Source organism: Massilia varians (assembly GCF_027923905.1).
Lineage (GTDB): Bacteria > Pseudomonadota > Gammaproteobacteria > Burkholderiales > Burkholderiaceae_D > Telluria > Telluria varians_B.
Map to the genome: position 1 here is coordinate 4,650,181 of NZ_AP026966.1, position 25,118 is coordinate 4,675,298.

General features: G+C 63.7%; 23 protein-coding genes and 1 tRNA gene. 21 read left to right on the top strand and 3 right to left on the bottom strand.

Annotated features, from left to right (window positions below; translation table 11 throughout):
- Positions 1–158: 158 nt before the first annotated feature.
- The 16 genes from MasN3_RS20975 (at position 159) to MasN3_RS21050 (ending at position 18,438) form a co-directional block, all read left to right on the top strand.
- Complete coding sequence (locus tag MasN3_RS20975) at positions 159–1,430, top strand: YeaH/YhbH family protein (RefSeq protein ID WP_281909947.1); 1,272 nt, start codon at positions 159–161, stop codon at positions 1,428–1,430.
- 10 nt (positions 1,431–1,440) lie between these two features.
- Positions 1,441–2,964, top strand: a complete 1,524-nt coding sequence (locus MasN3_RS20980; RefSeq protein WP_281909948.1) for a SpoVR family protein — start codon at positions 1,441–1,443, stop codon at positions 2,962–2,964.
- A 926-nt stretch (positions 2,965–3,890) separates the two neighbouring features.
- Positions 3,891–4,556 (top strand): energy transducer TonB, encoded by a 666-nt coding sequence (locus MasN3_RS20985; protein WP_281909950.1) that lies wholly within the window; start codon positions 3,891–3,893, stop codon positions 4,554–4,556.
- 86 nt (positions 4,557–4,642) lie between these two features.
- On the top strand, positions 4,643–5,581 hold the full coding sequence (locus tag MasN3_RS20990) for a MotA/TolQ/ExbB proton channel family protein (RefSeq protein WP_281909952.1): 939 nt from the start codon (positions 4,643–4,645) through the stop codon (positions 5,579–5,581).
- Between the two features lie 2 nt (positions 5,582–5,583).
- A complete protein-coding gene (locus MasN3_RS20995) occupies positions 5,584–6,012 on the top strand; it encodes an ExbD/TolR family protein (RefSeq protein WP_281909954.1) in 429 nt (142 codons plus the stop codon).
- An 82-nt stretch (positions 6,013–6,094) separates the two neighbouring features.
- Entirely contained in the window at positions 6,095–6,529 is a 435-nt protein-coding gene (locus MasN3_RS21000) for an ExbD/TolR family protein (RefSeq protein WP_281909956.1), read from the top strand.
- A 68-nt stretch (positions 6,530–6,597) separates the two neighbouring features.
- Positions 6,598–7,827: a tetratricopeptide repeat protein gene (locus MasN3_RS21005; RefSeq protein WP_281909958.1), complete on the top strand. Its 1,230-nt coding sequence runs from the start codon at positions 6,598–6,600 to the stop codon at positions 7,825–7,827.
- 173 nt (positions 7,828–8,000) lie between these two features.
- The gene (locus MasN3_RS21010; protein ID WP_281909959.1) at positions 8,001–8,972 is read left to right on the top strand and encodes a bifunctional riboflavin kinase/FAD synthetase; all 972 of its coding nucleotides are present in this window, start codon (positions 8,001–8,003) and stop codon (positions 8,970–8,972) included.
- Positions 8,973–9,067: 95 nt separating this feature from the next.
- Entirely contained in the window at positions 9,068–11,956 is a 2,889-nt protein-coding gene (gene ileS, locus MasN3_RS21015) for an isoleucine--tRNA ligase (protein ID WP_281909961.1), read from the top strand.
- Between the two features lie 65 nt (positions 11,957–12,021).
- Positions 12,022–12,549, top strand: coding sequence for a signal peptidase II (gene lspA, locus MasN3_RS21020; RefSeq protein ID WP_281909962.1), 528 nt, complete (start codon positions 12,022–12,024; stop codon positions 12,547–12,549).
- A gap of 43 nt (positions 12,550–12,592) precedes the next feature.
- Complete coding sequence (gene coaBC / locus MasN3_RS21025) at positions 12,593–13,813, top strand: bifunctional phosphopantothenoylcysteine decarboxylase/phosphopantothenate--cysteine ligase CoaBC (protein WP_281914562.1); 1,221 nt, start codon at positions 12,593–12,595, stop codon at positions 13,811–13,813.
- A 17-nt stretch (positions 13,814–13,830) separates the two neighbouring features.
- The gene (gene dut / locus MasN3_RS21030) at positions 13,831–14,280 is read left to right on the top strand and encodes a dUTP diphosphatase (RefSeq protein WP_027865235.1); all 450 of its coding nucleotides are present in this window, start codon (positions 13,831–13,833) and stop codon (positions 14,278–14,280) included.
- A 25-nt stretch (positions 14,281–14,305) separates the two neighbouring features.
- Complete coding sequence (locus MasN3_RS21035; protein WP_281909964.1) at positions 14,306–15,388, top strand: M48 family metallopeptidase; 1,083 nt, start codon at positions 14,306–14,308, stop codon at positions 15,386–15,388.
- A gap of 123 nt (positions 15,389–15,511) precedes the next feature.
- Positions 15,512–16,546, top strand: coding sequence for an XdhC family protein (locus MasN3_RS21040; RefSeq protein WP_281909966.1), 1,035 nt, complete (start codon positions 15,512–15,514; stop codon positions 16,544–16,546).
- A gap of 88 nt (positions 16,547–16,634) precedes the next feature.
- Complete coding sequence (locus MasN3_RS21045) at positions 16,635–17,540, top strand: DMT family transporter (protein WP_281909968.1); 906 nt, start codon at positions 16,635–16,637, stop codon at positions 17,538–17,540.
- 10 nt (positions 17,541–17,550) lie between these two features.
- Positions 17,551–18,438: a DNA-3-methyladenine glycosylase family protein gene (locus MasN3_RS21050; protein WP_281909969.1), complete on the top strand. Its 888-nt coding sequence runs from the start codon at positions 17,551–17,553 to the stop codon at positions 18,436–18,438.
- A gap of 9 nt (positions 18,439–18,447) precedes the next feature.
- On the opposite strand, the gene MasN3_RS21055 is transcribed toward MasN3_RS21050, so the two are convergent.
- Complete coding sequence (locus tag MasN3_RS21055) at positions 18,448–18,861, bottom strand: T6SS immunity protein Tdi1 domain-containing protein (protein ID WP_281909970.1); 414 nt, start codon at positions 18,859–18,861, stop codon at positions 18,448–18,450.
- A gap of 186 nt (positions 18,862–19,047) precedes the next feature.
- Positions 19,048–19,124 (bottom strand) — tRNA-Met (locus MasN3_RS21060).
- A gap of 172 nt (positions 19,125–19,296) precedes the next feature.
- On the opposite strand from MasN3_RS21060, the gene MasN3_RS21065 reads away from it, so the two are divergent.
- The 3 genes from MasN3_RS21065 to MasN3_RS21075 all read left to right on the top strand — a co-directional run bounded on the left by MasN3_RS21065 (position 19,297) and on the right by MasN3_RS21075 (position 21,597).
- Complete coding sequence (locus tag MasN3_RS21065) at positions 19,297–19,878, top strand: NUDIX hydrolase (protein WP_281909973.1); 582 nt, start codon at positions 19,297–19,299, stop codon at positions 19,876–19,878.
- A 12-nt stretch (positions 19,879–19,890) separates the two neighbouring features.
- Entirely contained in the window at positions 19,891–20,616 is a 726-nt protein-coding gene (gene aat, locus MasN3_RS21070) for a leucyl/phenylalanyl-tRNA--protein transferase (RefSeq protein ID WP_281909975.1), read from the top strand.
- A 252-nt stretch (positions 20,617–20,868) separates the two neighbouring features.
- Positions 20,869–21,597 carry an arginyltransferase gene (locus MasN3_RS21075; RefSeq protein ID WP_281909976.1) on the top strand — a complete coding sequence of 243 codons (729 nt, stop codon included), beginning with the start codon at positions 20,869–20,871 and terminating at the stop codon, positions 21,595–21,597.
- A 254-nt stretch (positions 21,598–21,851) separates the two neighbouring features.
- On the opposite strand, the gene MasN3_RS21085 is transcribed toward MasN3_RS21075, so the two are convergent.
- Positions 21,852–23,582, bottom strand: coding sequence for a peptidoglycan DD-metalloendopeptidase family protein (locus MasN3_RS21085; RefSeq protein WP_281909978.1), 1,731 nt, complete (start codon positions 23,580–23,582; stop codon positions 21,852–21,854).
- A gap of 254 nt (positions 23,583–23,836) precedes the next feature.
- Here MasN3_RS21085 and MasN3_RS21090 point away from each other — a divergent pair, with 254 nt between their 5' ends.
- Positions 23,837–23,992: a hypothetical protein gene (locus tag MasN3_RS21090; protein ID WP_281909979.1), complete on the top strand. Its 156-nt coding sequence runs from the start codon at positions 23,837–23,839 to the stop codon at positions 23,990–23,992.
- Between the two features lie 73 nt (positions 23,993–24,065).
- On the top strand, positions 24,066–25,109 hold the full coding sequence (locus tag MasN3_RS21095; protein WP_281909980.1) for a quinone-dependent dihydroorotate dehydrogenase: 1,044 nt from the start codon (positions 24,066–24,068) through the stop codon (positions 25,107–25,109).
- Positions 25,110–25,118: the final 9 nt, after the last annotated feature.

Genomic DNA, 25,118 nt, shown 5'->3' on the forward strand with positions numbered 1-25,118 from the left:
CAACGTATCGGCGGCTCGAAGAACCGTCGCGAGCGGCAGCAGTTGCGGTCGAGAAGCGCAACCGTACAGCCGTACGGTGAGCATCGCAGGGCTCGGCGCCCCCACCGCAATTGCAACGCGCAGCAGGTTCTTCGAGCCGCCACCACCGGAGGTTAGTTTTGACTTATCTCATCGACCGTCGCTTGCAGGGCAAGAACAAGTCCGCGGTCAACCGCGAACGCTTCCTGCGCCGCTACAAGGCGCAAATCAAGGATGCGGTCGGCCGCGCCATCAAAGGCCGTTCGATTACCGATATCGAAAACGGCGAGAAAGTTACGATCCCCGTCAAGGACGTGAACGAACCCCATTTCGGCCATGCCCATGGAGGCGTCTGGGAAACCGTCAACCCCGGCAATACCGAATACCAGAAAGGCGACCAGTTCAACCGTCCGCGCAGCGGCGGGGGTGGCGCCGGGCGCGGCCGCGCCGGCAACAGCGACCAGACCACCGAGGATGACTTCATCTTCGAGCTGTCGCGCGAAGAATTCATGAACTATTTCTTCGAGGATCTTGAGCTGCCGAATATGATCAAGACGCAGCTGACCCAGACCATCGAGTACAAGAACCAGCGCGCCGGCTACAACGTGTCCGGCACGCCCTCGAACATCCACGTGCTGCGCTCGCTGCGCGGTGCGCTCGGACGCCGCATCGCCGTCGGCGGCCCGGCCAAGCGCCAGCTGAAGGAAGCCGAGGAAGCGCTGCAGGCCCTGTTCGACGAAGGCGCGACGTCAAGCGATGAAGGGGTGATCGAACTGAAGGACAAGATCCACCACCTGCACATCCGCCTCAACGCAATTCCCTTCATCGATCCCTTCGACTTGCGCTATTCGAACCGGATCAAGGTGCCCAAGCCGAGCACCTCGGCCGTGATGTTCTGCATCATGGACGTGTCCGGCTCGATGGACGAAACCCGCAAGGACACCGCCAAGCGCTTCTTCATCCTGCTCTACCTCTTCCTCAAGCGCGTCTACGAGAAGATCGAGGTGGTCTTCATCCGTCACCATACGGCCGCAGCCGAGGTCGACGAGAACGAGTTCTTCCATTCACGCGAGTCGGGCGGCACCGTGGTGTCCTCGGCCCTGCACCTGCTGCAGAAAGTGCTCACCGAGCGCTACGGCAGTGCGGACTGGAACGCCTACGTGGCCCAGGCCTCGGACGGCGACAACTGGGACAACGATTCGGTGCTGTGCAAGCAGATCCTCAACAACGCCATCATGCCGCGGGTGCAGTACTACACCTACGTCGAGATCACCGACGGCCCGCCGCAGAACCTGTGGGAGCAGTATTGCGAGGTGGCCGACCACCACAAGAATTTCGCGATGCAGAAGATCGTCACTCCGGCCGACATCTACCCGGTCTTCCGCGAGCTGTTCAAGAAGCAGCCAAAGTAAGAGGCCTGCCATGCCAAGAGACCCCAACAATCCGCGCGCCCTGCCCGACCAGTCGGAATGGACCTTCGACCTGATCGAGCAGGCGCACGAGGAAATCAAGCGGGTGGCCAAGCGCTACGGCCTGGACACCTACCCGAACCAGCTCGAGATCATCACCGCCGAGCAGATGATGGACGCCTACACGTCCGTCGGCATGCCGGTGTCGTACAACCATTGGTCGTTCGGCAAGCACTTCCTGACGACCGAAAAAAGCTACAAGCGCGGCCAGATGGGCCTGGCCTACGAAATCGTCATCAATTCGAATCCCTGCATCGCCTACCTGATGGAGGAGAACAGCCTGACGATGCAGGCCCTGGTGATCGCCCATGCTGCCTATGGGCATAATTCATTTTTCAAGGGCAACTATCTGTTCCGCACCTGGACCGATGCCGACGCCATCGTCGACTACATGGTCTTCGCCAAGAACTACATTGCCGAATGCGAACAGCGTTATGGCATCGACGCGGTCGAGGAACTGCTCGACTCCTGTCATGCCTTGCAGAACTATGGCGTCGACCGCTACAAGCGGCCTGCCAAGCTGTCGGTGGCCCAGGAGACCGCGCGCCAGAAGGAACGCGAGGAATACGCCCAGTCCCAGGTGAACGCCATCTGGCGCACCCTGCCGCAGCGCGAGGAGCAGGTGACCAGTAGCGCGCCGACCCGCTTCCCGCCGGAGCCGGAAGAAAACTTGCTCTACTTCATCGAGAAATACGCGCCACTGCTGGAACCCTGGCAGCGCGAGCTGGTCCGCATCACCCGCAAGATCTCGCAGTACTTTTATCCGCAACGCCAGACCCAGGTGATGAACGAGGGCTGGGCCACCTTTTGGCACTACACCATCCTGCAAGACCTGTACAAGGAAGGCATCGTGGGCGACGGCTTCATGCTCGAGTTCCTGCAAAGCCATACCAACGTGGTGTATCAGCCGCCGGCGACCAGCCCCTACTACAGCGGGATCAATCCGTATGCGCTCGGCTTTGCGATGATGACCGACATTCGCCGCATTTGCGAAGATCCTACCGACGAAGACCGCGCCTGGTTCCCGGACATCGCCGGCAGCGACTGGATCAAGACCATGGACTTTGCAATGCGCAACTTCAAGGACGAGAGCTTCATCGCCCAGTACCTCTCGCCCAAGCTGATCCGCGAATTCCACTTCTTCGCCGTGCTCGACGACGACCGCAGCGACAAGCTGACGATCTCCGCGATCCACGACGAGCAGGGCTACCGCTACGTCCGCCACAAGCTGGCCGAGCAGTACAACATCGGCAGCCGCGAGCCCAACATCCAGGTCTGGCAGGTGAATACCCGCGACGACCGCGCCCTGACCCTGCGCCACACGCAGTTCAACCGCCGGCCGCTGAACCAGCAGGCCCAGGAAGTGCTCAAGCATGTCGCGCGCCTGTGGGGCTTCGATGTCAGGCTCGAGACGGTGGACCCGAGCGGCCACGTGGTCAGCTTTCTCGAGTGCCGGCGCGAGAAGCGCGGCCGCTGACGGCAGCTTCCCTGCCCTGCCAGCCGGCCGGCTGCGGGAGCAGCGGCCGGCGCCAGCTGAATCATCCCCGCGCAAATTTTTATGCGCTCGGCCGCGCCATCGAGCCAATTTTCCTGTAATAATGCGTGCGCGATGCATTTCGGCTGGACCAATTTGCGCTAGACTTGCGTTCCATGCAATTGTGGCGCTCGAAGTGCCACGTGAAGTCAGCAGCCAGGCTCCCGATCAAGGGTATTAGCGGTTAATGCACAGAGATCAAGCCTACCCGTGCAACCCAGCATCATCTTCCATGGCCACGCGCCCGTTTTACCACCCCCTCCCTACCGAAACGACCACTGCAACGTAATTTTTTTGCGCTTGAGTGCGCAAACACACTGTTCAAAACAGCGAATTCCATGTAGTTTTGCTATGCATGAGAAGCAGATATCCGCGCAGCGGTTATCAAACGCACAACTGAAGCATATCAAGACGCGTCTCGCCCATGACTTTTAGCTATGCGTTTCATGGGGAAGAAGCGGGTTCTGGAGCTGCTCAACAGTACGCGCCGCTTCGACAAAACTAGCTATAGTTTTCGTAAATACCCGGATGGCGTCATACGAAATTTGCCAAGGAGCTACTTTGGCATAAAAAATTTGGCAAAACCATGTCAGGTGCCTCACGATCCACAGATGGAGGAACGCTGCTACACAAAATTACAATTCACCCCTGCTTTCTGGGCCACGAACGACAGGCCGCGGGACTTGTATAGATGAGCTTCTTTGCCTGTTTTTACAGGCAGTTAGCATCCCTTCGGGGGTGTAAAAATGTCTCCTCAAAAAAGAATTCGTAGGTATAATTCTTTGATGTCCCGGATGCGGCCCTAGCTTTTTGTCGTGTTTAGTGGGTTTAGTGGCAACAAAAAAGAGTTGGTATTGGAGAAAGATGGCATGAATTTTACGCATGATAAGAACCCGGGAAAGAATTACACCGGTCTCGCCATTGTTATCCTGTTGCACGTGGTGGTGGCTTGGGCATTTATCAATGGCCTGGGCACCCGGATCGTCACCAAGGTAACCGAGGCTGTTGAAACAAAACTGATTGAAGAGGTGAAGCCGCCGCCACCGCCGGAAACGCCGCCACCGCCGCCGCCGCCGGAAATGAAGGCTCCGCCACCGCCGTTCATCCCGCCGGTCGAAGTCCAGGTGCAGCAGCCGCCGCCACCGCAGAACGCGATCACGACGGCAACCAATACGCCGCCGCCGACCACGACCCTGGCACCTCCGGCTCCGCCGGCGCCGCCAGCTCCACCTGCGCCGGCGCGTCCTGCAGGTCCGAGCCGTACCGAAGCAGTGGCCGACTTTAACACTTGCGCACGTCCGGAATATCCGCGTTCGTCGCAGCGTAACGAAGAAACCGGTACCACGACCCTGCAGTTCCTGATCGGGGTCGATGGACGAGTGATGGAATCCAAACTGCAGAAGTCGTCCGGCTTCCGCGACCTGGATCGGGCCGCACAATCGGCCCTGAGCAAATGCCGATTCAAGCCGGCCACTGTAGATGGTCAGCCGCAACAGGCGTGGACAGCGGTGCAGTACGTCTGGACGCTGGAATAAAACCGAGACGGAACATCGTCTCAACTCTATGATTTTCGTTGTCAATAGTTCAGCGAACTGTCTATTTTTATATTTTTGGAGGAAGCATGTTTAAGAATACCCGTTTGTCCGCTATGCTGGCGGCTGTCCTGTTCTCGGTAACGGCGGCATCGGCCCTGGTTTCCGCACCGGCCTTTGCTGACGCTCCTGCCGCAGGCGCCACCGCTCCGGCGGCTGACGCGGCTGCCCCGGCTGCCGACGCAGCAGCACCTGCTGCCGACGCTGCAGCAGCCGACGCGGCTCCGGCCGACGCAGCTGCACCGGCCGCTGCCGAAGGCGCTACCGAAGAAGTCCACAACCCGTACGGCATCGAAGCCATGTGGGCAGAAGGCGACTTCGTCAACAAGGGCACCATCATCATCCTGGCCCTGATGTCGATCGGTTCGTGGTACATCATCATCACCAAGCTGATCGACCAGCAGAAGATCATGCGCCAGTCGAAAGACGCTTCGGCCAAGTTCTGGAAAGCACCGTCGATCGCCGCTGGCTCGGCTCAGCTGAAAGAAGGCTCGCCGTTCCGCTTCATCGCTGAAACCGGCACCAAGGCAACCCAGCACCACGACGGCGCCCTGCTCGAGCAGATCGACCTGTCGACCTGGGTGACCATGCAGATCCAGCGCGCCGTGGACCGCGTCCAGTCGCGTCTGCAAGATGGCCTGTCGTTCCTGGCAACCGTCGGTTCGACCTCGCCGTTCATCGGTCTGTTCGGTACCGTCTGGGGCATCTACAACGCGCTGACCGCCATCGGTATGTCGGGTAACGCATCGATCGACAAAGTGGCAGGCCCGGTGGGTGAAGCACTGATCATGACTGCATTCGGTCTGTTCGTCGCAGTCCCGGCGGTTCTGGGTTACAACTGGCTGGTTCGTCGTAACAAGTCGGTCATGGAAGACATCCGTTCGTTCTCGGCTGACGTTCACTCGGTCCTGATCTCGGGTGCCATGTCGACCTCGAACGCTGCCGCTGGTGCTAAGAAGGCTGGCTAATCATGTCGATGAGTGTCGGCTCCGATTCCGGAGATGAAGATGCCGTGATGTCGGAGATCAACACGACGCCCCTCGTGGACATCATGTTGGTTCTCCTGATCATCTTCCTGATCACCAGCCCGGTGGTGCTGAATCTGCAGAAAGTGAACCTGCCTGCAGAGACGAACCAGGTCACCAAGACCAAGCCGGAAGACGTCAACATCACCATCAACAAAGATGGCGAGATGTACTACAACCAGACCCGCATCGCGAACACGGACGAGCTGTTCAAGTTCCTCGCGGAGCAGTCGGTGAAAGTGCCGCAGCCGGCAGTGAAAGTTCGTGGCGACCAGGAATCCCGCTACGAAGCGATCGGCCGGGTGATCTACACGGCACAGCGTGCTGGGATTCAGAAGGTCGGTTTCGTTATCGAACCGCCTGACAAGGGCTAATCACCCTGTCCGCGATATCGGGGTTTTCTACGGAAAACCTTGATATCGTGTCCGAGACCCCAACATTTGAAAAGGAAACACCATGGGCATGAACATAGGTTCAGGCTCCGCTAAAGGAGCCGATCCGGAACCGATGATGGAAATGAACATGACGCCGCTGATCGACGTCCTGCTCGTTCTGATCATTATGATGATTATCACGATTCCGAAACAAAACCACTCGGTCAATCTGAACATGCCGGTCGGCACCCCGCCACCGCAGACGAATGAAAAACCGGTGGTCGTGACGATCGACGTGGACTTCGACGGTACCATCCTGTGGGATGGCCAGGTTGTCCCGAATCGCGCGGAACTGGAAGCCAAGATGAACGGCGTCGCTGCGATGCCGAACCAGCCGGAAGTGCACCTGCGTCCGAACAAGCTGGTCGAGTACAAGGTGGTGGCCGGTGTCATGGCAACTGCTCAGCGTCTCGGCGTCACCAAGATCGGCATGGTCGGTAACGAGCAGTTCCAGTAATCGATCCATGTTTGACCAACACGGCAGGGTTTCCCTGCCGTGTCCATTTTGAAGAAGGATGTTTTCAGATGATTAAATTCCGTCTCGCACACCTTGGCCTCGCACTGGCCGCCCTGGGCTTCACTGCATCCCTCCCTGTCATTGGCCTGGCTCCTGCGCACGCTGCGGTCACCCTGCGTCCGGAAGTCGGCAAGCCGCTGCAACAGGCACAGTCGCTGCTGAAACAGGGCAACGCCAAGGGCGCACTGGCTGCCCTGCGCGACGCGGACAAGGCAGCCAAGACCGATGACGAACGCTTCCTGATCGAGCGCGTCCGCGCCTCGGCAGCCTCGTCGGCCGGCGATTGGGGCACCGCTGCCAGCTCGTTCGAAAAACTGCTTGATTCGGGCAAGCTGAGCGCGCCCGAGCGCTCGCAGTTCTCGGAAGGCCTGGTCGGCATCTACATGCGCGCCGGCGACCTGAACAAGGCGAACGCCACCATCCTGAAGCTGCTGCAGAAGGGTAACGATCCGAAGCTGCGCGCCTACCTGCTGCAGAACTACTACAAGCAGGGCAACGTCGCCGCGCTCGAGCAGGAACTGCGCAAGGCCGAACAAAGCGGCCGCCTCAGCGAAGACGAACTCGGCATGCTGGCGAACATCCAGCTGAAGAAGAATGACAAGGCCGGCTACGTGCAGACCATCGAGAAGCTGGCCGCCAGCTATCCGAAGGCCCAGTACTGGAACGACCTGCTGAACCGCGTGCAAGGCAAGCCTGGCTTCTCGGGCCGCCTGTCAGTGGACGTCTACCGCCTGAAGCTGGCCAACAACCTGATGAAGAAGCCGAGCGAGTTCATGGAAATGGCCCAGCTGGTGCTGCAGGCGAAAGCCCCGGCCGAAGCGCTGAAGGTCATCGACAAGGGCTACAAGGCCGGCGCCCTGGGCACCGGTGCGGACGCCGAGCGCCATAAGCGCCTGAAAGACCTGGCCGAGAAGAACATGGCCGAGCAGAACAAGGGCGTCGCCGCCCTGGAAGCCGAATACACCGCCGCCAAGGACAACGACGCGCTGGTGGGCCTCGGCTACGCGCTGGTGCAGGCTGGCCAGGCCGACAAGGGCCTGAAGATGATGGAATCCGCCATCAAGGCCGGCAACCTGCGTTACGCCGACGAAGCCAAGCTGCGCCTGGGCGAAGCCTACGCCGCGGCCGGCAAGAAGCAGCAGGCCATCAACACGCTCAAGACCGTCGGCGGCAAGGACGGCAGCGCCGACCTGGCCCGTTACTGGATCATGGCGATCAACCGTCCGATCGCCGGATAAGACGCGCCCGCTCCTCGTCGAGCGGGCCCGAGACGCCGCCTGTTTCCAGGCGGCGTTTTTTATTGCGCCAACGCATCCCCCTCTCCCATGGCTTCGTTGCTGTGCAACATGCGAGTTACCGTATAATCAGGTATTTCGCGCCGGACCGGCCGGCTGCGCCACTGGAAGCATTGATGAAGGTATTTCGCGGACTACCCAACGACAGGGCGCGCGCACCCTGCGCCCTCACGATCGGCAACTTTGACGGTGTCCACCGCGGCCACCAGGCATTGTTGGCGCACGTGCGCGGCGCCGCCATGGCGCTCGGGATCGAAGCCGCCGTGATGACCTTCGAACCGCACCCGCGCGAATACTTCGCCCGCAAGATGAGCGACCTGTCGAAAGCCCCGGCCCGCATCGCCAACCTGCGCGACAAGCTGGAAGACCTGTCCGCGGCCGGCATCGACCGCGTCATCGTCGAGCATTTCAACGAACACTTCGCGGCCCAGTCGCCGCAGGACTTCATCGAGCGCGTGCTGGTCGACGGCCTGCACGTCAAATGGCTGATGGTGGGCGACGACTTCCGCTTCGGCGCCAGGCGCGCCGGCGACATCGCCATGCTGCAGCAGGCCGGCCGCGAGTACGGCTTCCAGGTCGAGACCCTGGATGCCGTGATGCTGGGCGAGCGCCGCATCTCGTCCTCGGCCGTGCGCGAAGCGCTGGCCGCCGGCGATTTCGACGCCACCCAGCAGCTGCTCGGCCATCCGTACATCATGTCGGGCCATGTGATCCACGGTCAGAAGCTCGGCCGCACCCTGGGCTTCCCGACCCTGAACCTGCGCGTCGCGCACCGCCCTGCCCTGGCCGGCATCTTCGTGGTGCAGGTGCACGGCCTGGCGGAGCAGCCCTTGCCGGCGGTCGCCAGCCTCGGCGTGCGCCCTACCGTCGAGGACCAGGGGCGCATGCTGCTGGAAGTGCACGTGTTCGACTACGAGCAGAGCGCCTACGGCAAGCTGCTGCGGGTCGAGTTCCTCGCCAAGCTGCGCGACGAGGAGAAATACGTCGACCTGCCCACGCTGACCGCGGCGATCGAACGCGACGCCGTCCAGGCACGCGCCTTCTTCGCGCACCGTAACGGCGCGCTTACCGCGACCGACCGAATTTGATGCCTCGCATTTGACACCTTCAAGGCCTGCCGACCGAAACCGGCGCACGCGCGGCCCAGCCGCGAGACTGAACCGAATCCCCTAGAGAAAACCCTATGTCCGATACCAAACCCGTCCAGAACAAGCCCCAGAAAGGCGCCAAGCCAGAGAGCAAGTACCCGGTCAACATGACCGACACCCCCTTCCCGATGCGCGGCGACCTCGCCAAGCGCGAGCCGGGCTGGGTCAAGCAATGGCAGGACAAGAAGATCTACCAGCGCATCCGCAAGGCGGCTGCCGGCCGTCCGAAGTTCATCCTGCACGACGGTCCGCCGTATGCGAACGGCGACATCCACCTCGGCCACGCCGTCAACAAGATCCTGAAGGACATGGTGGTGAAATCGCGCACCATGGCCGGCTTCGACGCGCCCTATGTGCCGGGCTGGGACTGCCACGGCATGCCGATCGAGATCCAGATCGAAAAGCAGTTCGGCAAGAACCTGCCGACCGCCGAGGTGCTGCAGAAGGCGCGCGCCTATGCGCTCGAACAGATCGACCGCCAGCGTGCCGGCTTCATCCGCCTGGGCGTGCTGGGCGAATGGGAAAACCCGTATATGACCATGGCCTTCGGCAATGAGGCCGACGAGCTGCGCGCGCTCGGCAAGCTGCTGGAAAAGGGCTACGTCTATCGCGGCCTCAAGCCCGTGAACTGGTGCTTCGACTGCGGTTCGGCGCTGGCCGAGGCCGAAGTGGAATACCAGGACAAGCGCGACCCGGCGATCGACGTCGGCTTCCCGTTCGCGGAACCCGAGAAAGTCGCCGCGGCCTTCGGCCTGCCGCAGCTGCCGACCACCAACGGCTTCATCGTGATCTGGACCACCACCCCGTGGACCATCCCGTCCAACCAGGCCCTGAACGCCAATCCGGAAGTGACGTACGCGCTGGTGCAGGCCGAGCGCGATGGTGCGCCGCTGCTGCTGATCCTGGCGCAGGACCTGGTCGAGGCTACCTTGCAGCGCTACAAGCTGGAAGGCAGCGTGATCGCCACCGCCGCGGGCGCCAAGTTGGAAGGCATCCGCTTCAAGCATCCGCTGCACGCGCAGGACCCGTTCTACGACCGCACTTCCCCGGTCTACCTGGCCGACTACGTCACGGTCGACAGCGGCACCGGCGTGGTCCACTCGGCGCCGGCCTATGGCCTGGAAGACTTCCAGTCCTGCAAGGCGCACGGCATGAAGGACGACGAGATCCTGAAGCCGGTGATGGGCGACGGCCGTTTCGCCTCGACCCTGCCGCTGTTCGGCGGCCTGACCATCTGGGAAGCCAGCAAGCCGATCTGCGAAGCCCTGCGCGCCGCCGGCGCCCTGTTCGAACTCAAGATGTTCGACCACAGCTACATGCACTGCTGGCGCCACAAGACCCCGATCGTCTATCGCGCGACTTCCCAGTGGTTTGCCGGCATGGATCTCACCCCGAAGGACGGCGGCCCGACCCTGCGCGAAACCGCGCTGGCCGGCATCGCCGAAACGCAGTTCTTCCCCGACTGGGGCCAGGCGCGTTTGCAGGGCATGATCGCCAACCGTCCGGACTGGACCCTGTCGCGCCAGCGCCAGTGGGGCGTGCCGATGGCCTTCTTCCTGCACAAGGAAACCGGCGAACTGCATCCGCGCACCCCGGAACTGCTGGAGCAGGTCGCCAAGCTGATCGAAGCGAAAGGCATCGAAGCCTGGCAGCAGCTGGACCCGAGCGAACTGCTGGGCGCGGACGCCGCCAACTACGAGAAGAACAAGGACACGCTGGACGTGTGGTTCGACTCGGGCTCGACCCACCAGACCGTGCTGCGCGGCTCGCACAAGGAACAGTCCGCCTTCCCGGCCGACCTCTACCTGGAAGGCTCGGACCAGCACCGCGGCTGGTTCCACTCCTCGCTGCTGACCTCCTCGATGCTCAACGGCCGCCCGCCGTATAAAGCGCTGCTGACCCACGGCTTCACCGTCGACGAGAACGGCAAGAAGATGTCCAAGTCGCTCGGCAACACCCTGGCGCCGCAGAAGATCTCCGATACCCTCGGCGCCGACATCCTGCGCCTGTGGGTGGCCTCGACCGACTACACCGGCGAGCTGTCGATCGGCGAAGAGATCCTCAAGCGCGTGACCGAGTCCTACCGCCGCATCCGCAACACGCTGCGCTTCCTGCTGGCCAACACCTCGGACTTCGATCCGGGCAAGGATGCCGTGCCGGTCGCCGAGCTGCTCGAGATCGACCGCTATGCGATCGCCGCGATGGCCCAGCTGCAGAACGACGTGGCCGGCCACTTCGAGCGCTACGAGTTCCACCCGGTGGTGGCGCGCCTGCAGAACTACTGCTCGGAAGACCTGGGCGGCTTCTACCTCGACATCCTCAAGGACCGCCTGTACACCAGCGGCGTGGACTCGCAGGCGCGCCGCTCGGCCCAGACCGCGCTGTGGCACATCGCCCACGCGCTGCTGCGCGTGATGGCGCCGATCCTGTCCTTCACCGCCGAGGAAGCCTGGGCCGTGTTCGCGGGCCAGCAAGCCTATGCCGATAGCGACGAGACCATCTTCACGCAAACGCTGTGGACCTTCCCGGAAGTCGCGGACGGCGAAGCCCTGCTGGCCAAGTACGCCGCGCTGCGCGAAGTGCGTGCCGATGTCACCAAGCAGCTGGAAGAAGTGCGCGCCTCGGGCGCCATCGGCTCCTCGCTGCAGGCGGAGCTGGCGATCAAGGCCGCGGGCGAGAAGTACGCCCTGCTGGCCAGCCTCGAGGATGACCTGAAGTTCGTGTTCATCACCTCGCAGGCCGGCGTGGAGCAGGTCGCGGACGCCGCCAACGAAGCGGTGACCGTGACCCCGTCGGAAGCGCAGAAGTGCGAGCGCTGCTGGCACTACCGCCGCGACGTCGGTCACGATCCAGCGCACGCCGGCCTGTGCGGCCGCTGCACCAGTAACCTGTTCGGCAGCGGCGAACCCCGCCGCTACGCCTGAGCCCCCACGGGCTTTTACCGCGCTGCCGGCATGGATGCCGGCGCCGCGGGCACCGACCTGACAACATGGCCACCAAAACCAAAAAAGCTTCCCCGGGCGCCAAGCCCGTCTACCAGTCTTCCGCCAGCCTGTTCCCATGGCTCGGCCTGGCAATGATCCTCGTGTTGCTCGACCAGGTGACCAAGCTCACCGTCGAGCGCACCTTCGCGTACGCAGAGACGCTGCCGATCACCAGCTTCTTCAACCTGATCAAGGTCTACAACCCGGGCGCGGCGTTCAGCTTCCTGGGCGACGCCAGCGGCTGGCAGCGCTGGCTGTTCCTCGGCATCGCGATTGGCGCGGTGGGCTTCTGCCTGTACATGATGAAGAAGAACGCCAGCCAGCGCCTGTTCTGCTTCGCGCTGGCCCTGATCATGGCGGGCGCCATCGGCAACGGCATCGACCGCGTGGTCCACGGCCACGTGATCGACTTCCTCGACTTCTACTGGAAGGGCATCGGCCACTTCCCGGCCTTTAACATCGCCGACATCGGCATCTCGGTCGGCGCCTTCCTGTTCGTCCTGGACGAACTGCGGCGCGTGAACAAGTCCTAAGCACCAACGCATCAACTGAGCTGAATCCGGAGTCATCATGAGCATGGATCTCAAGGGCAAGAAGATCGTCCTCGGCCTGACCGGGGGCGTGGCCTGCTACAAGGCGGCGGAGCTGTGCCGTTCCCTCGTCAAGGAAGGCGCCAGCGTGCAGGTGGTCATGAGCGAGGCGGCCACCCACTTCATCGGCACGGTAACCATGCAGGCCCTGTCCGGCCAGCCGGTGTATACCGACCAGTGGGACCCGCGCATGGCCAACAACATGGCCCACATCGACCTCACGCGCGACGCCGACGCGGTCCTGGTCGCGCCCTGCTCGGCCGACTTCATCCGCAAGCTGGCGCACGGCGCCTGCGACGACCTGCTCTCGACCCTGTGCGTGGCGCGCCCGCGCCGCGTGCCGCTCCTGGTGGCGCCGGCGATGAACGTCGAGATGTGGGACAACCCCGCGACCCAGCGCAACGTCAGGCAGCTGCTCGAGGACGGTGTGTGCCTGTTCGGCCCCGCGGCCGGCTCCCAGGCCTGCGGCGAGACCGGCCTGGGCCGCATGCTCGAACCGGAAGAACTGGTCGAGGAACTGATCGCCTCCTTCCAGCACAAGGTGCTGGCCGGCCGCCGCGTCCTGATCACCGCCGGCCCCACCTTCGAGCCGATCGATCCGGTGCGCGGCATCACCAACCTCTCCTCGGGCAAGATGGGCTATGCGGTGGCGCGCGCGGCGCGCGAAGCCGGCGCCGAGGTCACCCTGGTGAGCGGGCCGACCTCCTTGAGCACGCCGCACGGCGTGCGCCGCATCGACGTGCTCACCGCCCAGCAGATGCACGACGCCGTGATGGCGGGCGTAGGCGGCCAGCACGTCTTCATCGGCGTGGCGGCGGTGGCCGACTGGCGGGTGGCCAATGCCAGCAGCCAGAAGATCAAGAAGCAGGAAGGCGGCGGCGCGCCCCAGCTCGAGTTCGTGCAGAACGCCGACATCCTGGCCTCGGTGGCCGCCACCACCTCACTGTCCGGCTGGCCCTACTGCGTGGGCTTCGCCGCCGAGTCGGAGAACCTGATGGAATTCGGCGCGGCCAAGCGCGAGAAAAAAGGCATTCCCCTGTTGGTGGGCAATATCGGGCCCCAGACCTTCGGGCAGGATGAGAACACCATCATCCTGTTCGACGAGAGCGGCCCTACCGTGCTGCCGCGTGCCGACAAACTGAGCCTGGCACGCCAGCTGATTTCCGAAATCGCGAAACGGCTCGAACAGCGCTCCCTCCTCACATGACAAAGCATCAGAACAGCATGAAGAACATCGATCTCAAGATTCTCGACCCGCGCATGAAGGAGCTGCTCCCCAGCTACGGCACGCCCGGCAGCGCGGGCCTGGACCTGCGCGCCTGCATCGACGCCCCGCTCGTCATCGAGCCGGGCCAGACGACCCTGGTGCCGACCGGCCTGGCGATCCACATCGGCGACCCGGGCTATGCGGCGATGATCCTGCCGCGCAGTGGACTCGGCCATAAGAACGGCATCGTTCTCGGCAATCTGGTAGGCTTGATCGACTCCGACTACCAGGGACAGCTGATGGTGTCGACCTGGAACCGCGGCCACGCGAGCTTCACGCTGCAGCCGCTCGACCGGCTGGCCCAGTTGGTGATCGTGCCCGTGCTGCAGGTGGGCTTCAACGTGGTGGAAGAGTTCGCATCGAGCGAACGGGGCGCCGGAGGGTTCGGCAGCACCGGCAAACAATAACAAAGAAGATTCGATAAGGAGGACCATGTTCCGCAATAATCGTTTGCGCCAGACTGCGCTGGGAATCGCCGCCGCAGTATTGCTCTCGGCCTGCGCCACGCAGGCGCCGATGCAGCCGGGCCAGCCGCTCCCGCCGGGGCAGGCGGCACCGGAGACGCCGCAAGTGACACCGGAGATGGCGGCGGCAGCCGAGACCTTGACCAGGATGGCGAACCTGCAGGACCGCCTGTACAAGGTGGCCGCGCCTCTCCTCATCGACAATGCCGAGCTGTGCACGCGCCATGCGCGCAACCTGCTCGGTTTCACCGCCAAGAACCGCTACACCTACCCCGGCAGCTACAACGACGCCGCGCACGCCGTGCTCGGCATGGGCGAACGCCTGCAGGTGACCAATGTGCTGGCCGGCAGCGGCGCCGCCAAGGCCGGCCTGCGCAACGGCGACGAGCTGGTGGCCGCCGGCGGCAAGCCCTTGCCCACCGGCCCGAACGCGCTGTCGCAGGCCGGCGCCGTGTTCGGCCCGATCGTCGCGAAGCAGGCCAGCCTGCCGCTGACCATCGAGCGCCGCGGTTCGCAGCGCGACGTGACGGTTCCCGTGACCCGCGCCTGCGCCTTCGGCATCGAACTGGGCAACGCCGACAACGTCAACGCCTATGCCGACGGCCAGCGCGTGATGGTCACGCGCGGCATGATGGGCTTCGTGCAGAACGACGACGAGCTGGCCTACGTGGTGGCGCACACGATGGCGCACAACATGCTCAACCATGCGGCCAGCCAGCGCAATGCCGCCACCATCGGCAGCATCATCGACAACCTCACCCGGATCGCACCGGACACCTCGATGCTGATCGGCAGCGGCGGCATCAAGGCCATGCCGGCCACGCTCGACAGCGCGGCCGACCGTCTGGCGGTCTACCTGCTGGCGCGCGCCGACTACCGTGTCGAGGGCATCTCCGGGTTCTGGAAGCGCTTCGCGGAGACCTATCCGGCGACGGTCATGAACGGCCACACCGCCAATCACCCGGCGCTGGCGCAGCGCACGGCCGCGATCGACAAGGCGGTGGCCGAGGTCAAGGCGAAGAAGGCGGCAGGCAAACCGCTGACGCCCTGAACCTGGCCGGCTTTTGCCATTGCGCGCGGACGCCTGGGGCGTCCGCGCGCGTTTTCGCCATCCGGCAAACCTGCCGCGATTTTTGTATCATTGTTCTTCTTTCATTCCCACGCGGCAGGCAACATGGACAGCATCGACCTCGACGTATTGAAGACCTGTGACGCCTGGCTCGCTGACGGCCGCCGCTGCCAGCTGGTCACGGTCATCAAGACCTGGGGCTCGAGCCCGCGCCCGATCGGCGCCATGCTCGGCATCTGCGACGACGGCAGCGTGGTCGGCTCGGTCTCGGGCGGCTGCATCGAGGACGACCTGATCGAGAAGGTGCGCCGCAACGGCATCGAGCTGGCGCGTCCCGAGATCGTCAGCTACGGCATCAGCGCCGACGAGGCGCACCGCTTCGGCCTGCCCTGCGGCGGCACCATCGAACTGGCCATCGAGCCGCTGTCCCACGCCAGCCGCATCCCCGAACTGCTGGCGCGGCTCGGCGAAGGCGAGCTGGTCGAACGCCGCGTGCTACTGGCGAGCGGCGCCGTCACCCTGGCGCGCGCCGAGGCCGGCGCCATCCTGCGCGTGGAGGACGGCGTGCTGGCCACCATCCACGGCCCGCGCTGGCGCCTGTACATCATCGGCGCCGGCCCGCTGTCGCGCTTCCTGGCGCAGATCGCCAGCGGCATGGACTACCGCGTGGTCGTGTGCGACCCGCGCGAGGAATACCGCAGCGGCTGGAACTTGCCCGGCGTGGAACTGGTGCATGCCATGCCCGACGACCTGGTGATCGAGGCGCGCCTGGATGCGCGCAGCGCGGTCGTCGCCCTCACCCACGACCCCAAGCTGGACGACCTGGCCCTGATGGAGGCGCTCAAGTCCGAGGCCTTCTATGTCGGCGCGATCGGCTCGCGCCTGAACAACGACAAGCGCCGCGAGCGCCTGAAACTGTTCGACCTCGGCGAGGCCCAGCTGGCGCGCCTGCACGGCCCGATCGGCATTTACATCGGCAGCAAGACCCCGAGCGAAATCGCGGTCTCGATCATGGCCGAAATGACCGCCGTGAAGAACGGCGTACCGGCCGCCCTCCTGGTGCCGCACGCCACTGCGACGGCGGCGCTCCAGCCGGCCGGCAGCGCGCCCTGCACCGTGCTTCGCAGCGCAGCCGCGTGAGGCCGCCCGTCCCGCATTCCACAGCAAGAAGCGGATGGCGCGGCGTGCGCCCCGCCGCCACACTCGATCCTTTGTCCCGCCCGTCCCGATGAATACCGTAAACATGCTGCGCCTGGTGGCGCTGGCCGCCATCTGGGGCGGCTCCTTCCTCTTCATGCGCATCGCCGCGCCCGTCCTCGGCCCGGCCGTGCTGATCGAATACCGGGTGCTGTTCGCGGCCCTGTTCCTGCTAGGGGTGGCCTGGGTGATGCGCCGGCGCGGCAAGGGCACCCCGCTCGACCTGCGCCAGCACTGGAAGCACTACCTGATGCTGGGCTTCTTCAACTCGGCCCTGCCCTTCCTGCTGTTCGCCTTCGCCGCGCGCACGCTGTCGGCATCGGTGCTGTCGGTGCTGAACGCCACCGCACCGATGTTCGGCGCACTGGTCGGCGCCGTATGGGCGCGCCAGGGAGTATCGGCGCGCACCGGTCTCGGCCTGGTGCTGGGTACGCTCGGCGTGGCCCTGCTGGTCGGTTTCGACCATGTGTCGGAGCGCCCGGGCGCCGCGGTCGCGATCGCGGCCGCGCTGGTGGCGGCCTTCTGCTACAGCATCGCCAGCCAGTACGCCAAGTCGGCCAAGGCGGTGCCGCCCTTCGCCAACGCGCACGGCTCGATGTGGGCCGCGACCCTGTTCGTGATTCCCGCGCTTGCGTTTTTCCCGTCGCCGGGCATACCCTCGGCCGGCATCTGGGCCGCGGTGCTCGCGCTCGGCGTGGTCTGCAGCGGCATCGCCTACATCCTCTACTTCAAGCTGATCGAGGAAGTCGGCACCACCTCGGCGCTGACGGTGACCTTCCTGAACCCGATGTTCGGCATCCTGTGGGGAGCGATCTTCCTGCACGAGGTGATCGGCTGGCACACGCTGCTCGGCTCCGGCATCGTACTGGTGGGCACGGCGCTGGTGACCGGTTTCGTGCCCTCCTTCCTGCGCGCACCCGCCGCGCGGGCCAAGTAGGGACATCGCGATGCGCACCGAGATCGCGCTCGACCTGCCGGCCGGCTACCGCACCGAGGACGTGCTGGCCTTCCACGGCCGCGATGCGGAAGGCATCGCCGAGCAGGCAAGCCCGGACGGCCTGCGCAAGGGCGTGCTGTTCGATGGCACGCCCGTGGTGCTGGAAGTGCGCTTCGGTCGCGGGATGGCCCGCTGCTGCGTCGATGCCGATGGCGATGTGACGCCAACACTGCTGGCACAGGCGCGCGAGGCGCTGCTCAATATCCTCGGCCTGCGCATCGACCCGGCCGCCTTCGCCGAGTTCGTGCGTGAGGACCCAGCGCTGGGCCCGGTCGTGGCGCGCCAGCCGGGCCTGCGCATCGTGCAGTCGGCCACCGTGTTCGAAGCCCTGACCTGGGCCGTCATCGGTCAGCAGATCAACCTGCCGTTCGCCATCTCGCTGCGCCGTACCTTGATCCAGCGCGCGGGCCGGGTCCATGCGAGCGGGTTGTGGTGCTACCCCGAAGCGGCCGACCTCGCGCGTCTCGATCTCGAGGAGCTGACCAGCCGCAAGTTCTCGCGTTCGAAAGCCGAGACCCTGCTGCGCCTGGCCCGGCTCGTCGTCGACGGCCGGCTCGTGCTCGACCGTGGACGCCCGGTCGATGCGGTCGTGCAGGAATTGTTGGCCATCAAAGGCATCGGGCCGTGGACCGTCAACTATGCGTTGCTGCGCGGGTATGGCTACCCGGACTGCTCGCTGGAAGGCGACGTGGCGGTCCGCACCGCCTTCCACCGCCTGCTGGGAGGAGACGCCCGTCCGGACATCCCGACCACGCAGCGCCTGCTCGAGCGCTATGCGCCGCACCGCACGATGGCGGCGGCCTACCTATGGGCCAGCCTCGGCGCTAGCGCCGAATAGGAAGGCAGTTCAATTCCAGCGCGGCAAGTCGTCGAACTGCTGCGCGCTCTCCCCCGAAAACCGGATCAGTTCCGGCAAGGGCACCGTGGCCAGGTTGTCGCGCCCATAGTGGCCGCCGAGTGCGCTCGGAATCTTGAGGCAGTACTTGCGGCCCTCGACCAGGGGGCCGAGCGTGGATTCCGCCAGGTGCACGACTTCCGGCATGTACCAGTCGTTCAGGAAATCCTGGTTGTAGGCCAGCGCATCGAGCGCGGCGCGGCTGTCGGCGACCGGCTCGCAGCACAGGTCTTGCGGGCGCAAGCGCCAGTAGCGCCCTTCGTCGTCGCGGATGATGAGGTTGCCGAATGCATTGGACCCAAGGACCTCGACAGCGGTCAAGCCGACCCAGCCCCAGGCGTCGTTGATGTCGTCTACGTTGATCATGTGGTCTGCCCCATTGGTTCGCAGGCCCGCGCCGAGTGCCGGCGCCGGCTGACTCGCCTGTTGGACAAGACAGGCTCGACAACATTCCGGACGCTTGCGCCCGGTTTGACATGAGTCTGGTCTGGAGCGGCTTGAGGGGGAAAACGAAAAAGCCGTTGATCCTTGCGAATCAACGGCTTCGAATTCTGGTTGCGGGGACAGGATTTGAACCTGTGACCTTCGGGTTATGAGCCCGACGAGCTGCCAGACTGCTCCACCCCGCGTCTGATGAAATGAATTATACGCCGAAACGGTCTTTTAGGCAAATGCAATCCGTCCCCGGTGTGCGATTGCAGCACGGCCGCGCTCGCCCATGCGCACTTCCGCACACGCCGGCAGCGGCCCAGGGCCGGCAATTCAGTGTAAAGTAAGCACATCTCAACCTGCCGCTGACCTATGAAATTCTGTTCCGAGTGCGCCCATCCTGTCGCCCTGGCCGTTCCCGAGGGCGACAACCGGCCGCGCTACGTCTGTCCCCACTGCCACACGATCCACTATCAGAATCCCAAGCTGGTCATCGGTTCGATTCCCGTCTGGGAACAGGACGGCAAGCTACAGATCCTGCTGTGCAAGCGCGCGATCGAACCGCGCTACGGCTACTGGACCTTGCCGGCCGGCTTCATGGAGAACGAGGAAACCACCGAGCAGGCCGCCGTGCGCGAGACCGAAGAGGAAGCCGGCGCCGACGTCGAACTCGGCAAGCTGTTCACCCTGCTCAACGTCGCCCACGTGCACCAGGTGCACCTGTTCTATCTGGCGCGCCTGCGCAATCTCGACTTCGCGCCGGGCGAGGAAAGCCTGGAAGTGCAGTTGTTCACCCAGGACGACATCCCCTGGGACGAGCTGGCGTTCCCGACGGTACGCAGCACGCTGGAACTCTTCTTTGCCGACCGCGTCAAAGTGCGCGAGGGTGGCAGCTACGGTTTTCATAGCCGGGATATCGTGCGCCCGATGCTGGCTCCCCGCGAACCCGACTGACCGCAGAACGCCATGATTCCCTGGCTCGAGCCGACATCGCCGTTTCCCGACGTGTCCGAGGCGCTGACGATCGACGCCCCCGGCCTGCTCGCGGCCGGCGCCGACCTCTCGCCGCAGCGCCTCCTGCTGGCCTACCAGAACGGCATCTTCCCGTGGTTCTCGGAAGGCCAGCCCATCCTGTGGTGGAGCACCGACCCGCGCATGGTGCTGCGTACCGAGCGCTTCAAGCTCAGCGACAGCCTGAAGAAAACCTTGAAGCGCGTCGAGCGCAGCCGGCTCGCGGGCGGGCCCTGGGACGTGCGCTTCGACACCGCCTTCGAAGACGTGATGCGCGCCTGCGCCGCCCCGCGCAAGGACGGGCCGGGCACCTGGATTTCGGAAGACATCATCGACGGCTATACCGGCCTGCATGCCATGGGCTATGCCCATTCGTCCGAGGTCCGCTACGAAGGCGAGCTGGTCGGCGGCGCCTACGGCGTCTGCATCGGCCGCATGTTCTATGGAGAATCGATGTTCGCCCGGGTGTCGGACGCGTCCAAGGTGGCCCTGGCCTACCTGGTGGCCTTCCTGCGCAGCCAGGGCGTCGCGATGATCGACTGCCAGCAGGAGACCGGCCACCTGGCGTCGCTGGGCGCCGCGCCGATTCCGCGCAGCGCGTTCCTGGCGCACCTGCGTCAGGCCATCCGCGAGCCGGCCATCACCCGCTGGGAGATTGTGCCACCTCTAGGGAAGCACTGATTTATTCATGGCGGCGGCCTCGACCACGAGAAAATGCGCCCTGCAGCGTTGTAAATCCTCGCGATACCACGCGGTATCGCTGCGGTTTACGCCTTGCCGGACACATTTTTCGTGTTCGATTCCTGCTCGCCAGAATAAATCAGTACTTCCCTGGGCGCCGGGTCCTGAAGGCGGCACCGTTGGCTGCCTAACAGTGACACCGGCCTGATTTCGTTAAAATAGGATCATCACGTCGTCTCGAGAGCTTTTTGCATGACGCACCTAAATGACCTGCCTTTCGCAACGCTGCAGTTCTACACGACGGCGCCTTATCCCTGCAGTTATCTCGACGCGCGCCAGGCCCGTTCGCAAGTCGCCACGCCTTCGCACCTGATCAATGCCGACGTCTATTCCGAACTGGTGCGCAACGGATTCCGCCGCAGCGGCATCTTCACCTACCGCCCCTACTGCGACGGCTGCCAGGCCTGCATCCCGGTGCGCGTCAAGTGCGAGGATTTCACGCCCAACCGCACCCAGCGCCGCGCCTGGAAACGCCACGGCGACCTGGTCGCGATGGTGGCCAACCTGGCGTTCTCGGACGAGCACTACGCGCTCTACCTGCGCTACCAGACCACCCGCCACGTCGGCGGCGGCATGGACCAGGACAGCCGCGACCAGTACGCCCAGTTCCTGCTGCAGAGCCGGGTGAACACCCGGCTGGTCGAGTTCCGCGAACCCGACGGCCAGTTGCGCATGGTGTCGATCATCGACGTACTGTCCGACGGCCTGTCGTCCGTGTATACCTTCTTTGACCCGGACGTGCAGGGCGCGTCCTTCGGCACCTACAACGTCATGTGGCAGGTCAACCAGGCGCGCGAACTCGGCCTCCAGTATGTCTACCTGGGCTACTGGATCGAGCAAAGTCCGAAGATGGCCTACAAGATCAACTTCCGTCCGCTCGAAGCGCGCATCGGCGGCGTATGGGGCGTGCTGGAACGCTGAGGACCTATCCCAGTAGGGAATGATTCGTTGCCGGCGCTGTGAAATGACGGGAGTCACTTACGATGAGTCCCCCAGGTCCGACAAGTTCTCCTGCATTCCCTCGTTCGCCTGCTGCTGTTCTCGCTCGACGCCGAGCAAGCCCACGACCTGACCATGCCGCTGCCGCGCCGCCGAGCCAGACTCGCGCACGGTCGTGGGCATCATCTTCCCAAACCCGGTCGGCCTGGCCGCCGGCCTGAACAAGACGTAAGAGTTCAGGGAACTCTGATGACAAACGTCGCCGAGGCCCCCTGCCTGATCGTTCCCGACACCATTGATCCCCCGTCCTGAAAAGTGAGGCCGCCACTCAGCGTGATTTCGTATGTGCCGACATCATCCGGAGCAACGGTTGCAGTAATCGAAAGGCTCGCTGTTCCGGATCGGAGAGCGCCGATTGAACAGCGGTTCGCGCCACCAATGGCTGTGACGCATATTTGTTTCCCGTTGATGGAAACAGAGAAGGCATCGTCCGTCAGGGTACCGTTATCCCGGACCTGGACATTTCCATCAATATTTTGTCCGATACATGCATGCGGATCGACTTTGCTCCCCTTCCTGAAAATTTCCCCACTCGGAGCGTATTCCACGTGCAAGTGCGAGGCCTGTGAGCCTCCAGAGTTATCAGATAAGGCAATCGCTTCCCCTGCGATAACCGTGTCGCCCACCGACACCTTGATGTCTCCCGTCTGCAAATGGGCATACAGCGACTTACTGCCATCCTCGTGCTCGATCACTACGTAATTTCCCCAGCCCTTCACCTTCTTCCCACTACGTGGATCGGGTTTTGGGAGCGGGCGCTCGTCAAAGCCGACCTTGAATACTTTGCCGTCCGCCATCGAAAGAACCTTAGTACCGTCTGCCGCGCGGTAGTCGACGCCATAATGTTTTTTTGGAGGGTTATATGCACCAGTCACGGTCAGACTGGCAAGCGGGGCCTGAAGATTAGCCCCTTCGCACTCGGATACTGCGGATGCGGCCAAACGCACCGTGTCCGCGGGCGCTGAAAAATCGAGTGACCCGGGAATGGCGAAGCGAGGCCAAGGGCGGGCTGCCTCAGCCTCTCCCGACTTTCCCAGTGCACTGCTCGGTGCCATAGTCCTTACAGGTGAGGTCGGCTTCGTGCGTGTAGACCCGACCACGATGACTGCCTCCCACGTCTCATCGACATTGCGGCGGTTCGTGAACATGTCGGGATCGAGAGCGAAGCGCAACGTTTTGTTGCCGGCATCGTATGCGGATGAGGCCAGCTCGAAACTGTCCAGTACTTCCTCTCCACCGTCCTGGAATATTTGAACGAAAACCTGCGCTTCATCGTTTTCCTGCATGCGGGCCGCCAGTTCGGGATCAAGGTTCGCTATGACCGTCAGTGTTTTCAGCGGTTTTAACTGACCAGTATTGACCCGGATCTCTTGTTTCGCCCTAAGGGGTGCAGTAAACATCTGAGCAGTCAACTCGAACTCGGCGGCAGTTACCGAATTCTCGGTAGCCCAAACTCCAATACGCGTAGGTCCCGGGAACGTTGCTTCCGGCACCTCAACAGTTGCGACTTGAGCCAGCGTCAGGGTAGCCGCAGCAGTGCCCACAGCCACCGACACTGCCGGTGTTCTGATGTTGACAGTGCGCGTCGCCGATGCTGTCGCCCCATCGTTGTCAGTCAGTGTCAGCTTCACCACGAACGAACCCGAAGTACCGTAGGTATGCACTGGTGACGATTCAACACTGCGGGTGCCATCTCCGAAATCCCAAGCGTACGAAACGATCGTTCCGTCGCTATCGACGCTTCCCTTGGAGGAAAATGCATAGCTTGTAATCTGCTCAGCCGATTCCTGTGATGCCGAGAACACCACTGTCGGAGCTTGATTGTCGGCGCGGCGATCGCATCCGACTTGCAGCACAACTGCCGCGATGAGCAACATCAACCCAATGCCGTTCCGGTGGTGAGACATGTCATTCCTCCAATAGTCGCGAACGTTGGTCGCACTGCCGTATTCGGTGAGGGAGGAACTACCGTGGCAGTGGATGCGCAGGCAAGGTTCACAATCGTGAGCGAGTACGACTCCGCCATGAAATCGATACCGCTACGGTATTTCTCCCTACGTAGCCTACTGCGACTTTGGAGAATAGACTTTGGCAACATCAGCTTGGTTGAGATAGTTTGACATCCGTCACTGTATTCTGGACAGTTACAATGACGAGTATCGTGCGGAACCCTGATCTGATCGGGTCGACCGTCATCGGGGCCGCCAGTCTCGCGCCGCTGAAGGAGATCATCGATGCGGCCGACCTGGTACTGTCAGAGGACGTCGTCAAAAGGATGGACGAGATCCATGCGCGCCACATGAACGCAGAACGCTAAGAACCTATCCCGATAGGGAATGAGTCGTCGCTGGCGCTGTAAAATGGCGGCAGTCATTCACGATGAGTCCCCCATGTCCGACAAGCTCCTGTACTCCCTCGCCCGCCCGCTGCTGTTCTCGCTCGACGCCGAGCAAGCCCACAACCTGACCCTGCCGCTGCTGCGCCGCGCCGCCGCGCTCGGCCTCACCAGGCTATCGGGCCGCCCGGCGCCGGACCCGCGCACGGTCATGGGCATCACCTTCCCGAATCCGGTCGGCCTGGCCGCCGGCCTGGACAAGGACGGCGCCTACATCGATGGGCTGGCCGCGCTCGGCTTCGGCTCGATCGAGATCGGCACCGTGACGCCGCGCCCCCAGGGCGGCAACCCGAAGCCGCGCATCTTCCGCCTGCCGCAGGCGCAGGGCATCATCAACCGCATGGGCTTCAACAACGGCGGCGTGGATGCCTTCGTGGCCAACGTGCAGGCCTCACGCTTCTATCAGGACAAGCAGGGCGTGCTCGGCCTGAACATCGGCAAGAACGCCGACACCCCGATCGAGCGCGCCGCCGACGATTACCTGCACTGCCTGCGCAAGGTCTACCCCTACGCCAGCTACGTGACGGTCAACATCTCCTCGCCGAACACCAAGAACCTGCGCCAGCTCCAAGGCGAGTCCGAGCTCGACGCCCTGCTGGCGCAGCTGAAAGAAGAGCAGCTGCGTCTGGCCGACCAGCACAAGCGCTACGTGCCGGTGGCGCTGAAGATCGCCCCCGACATCGACGGCGACCAGGTGCGCAACATCGCGGGCGCGCTGCTGCGCCACAAGATCGACGGCGTCATCGCCACCAACACCACGCTCAGCCGCAGCGCCGTGCAGGGCATGCAGCATGGCGAGGAAGCCGGCGGCCTGTCGGGCGCGCCGGTGTTCGAACTGTCGAACACGGTGATCCGCCTGCTCAAGGCCGAGCTGGGCGACGCCCTGCCCATCATCGGCGTGGGCGGCATCATGCGCGGCGAGGACGCGCGCGCCAAGATCACGGCCGGCGCGCAGCTGGTGCAGCTGTATAGTGGGCTGATCTACGCCGGCCCGGCGCTGGTGCGCGACACCGCCGCCGCGCTGCGCCAGGCCAGGTAACGCGGGAGG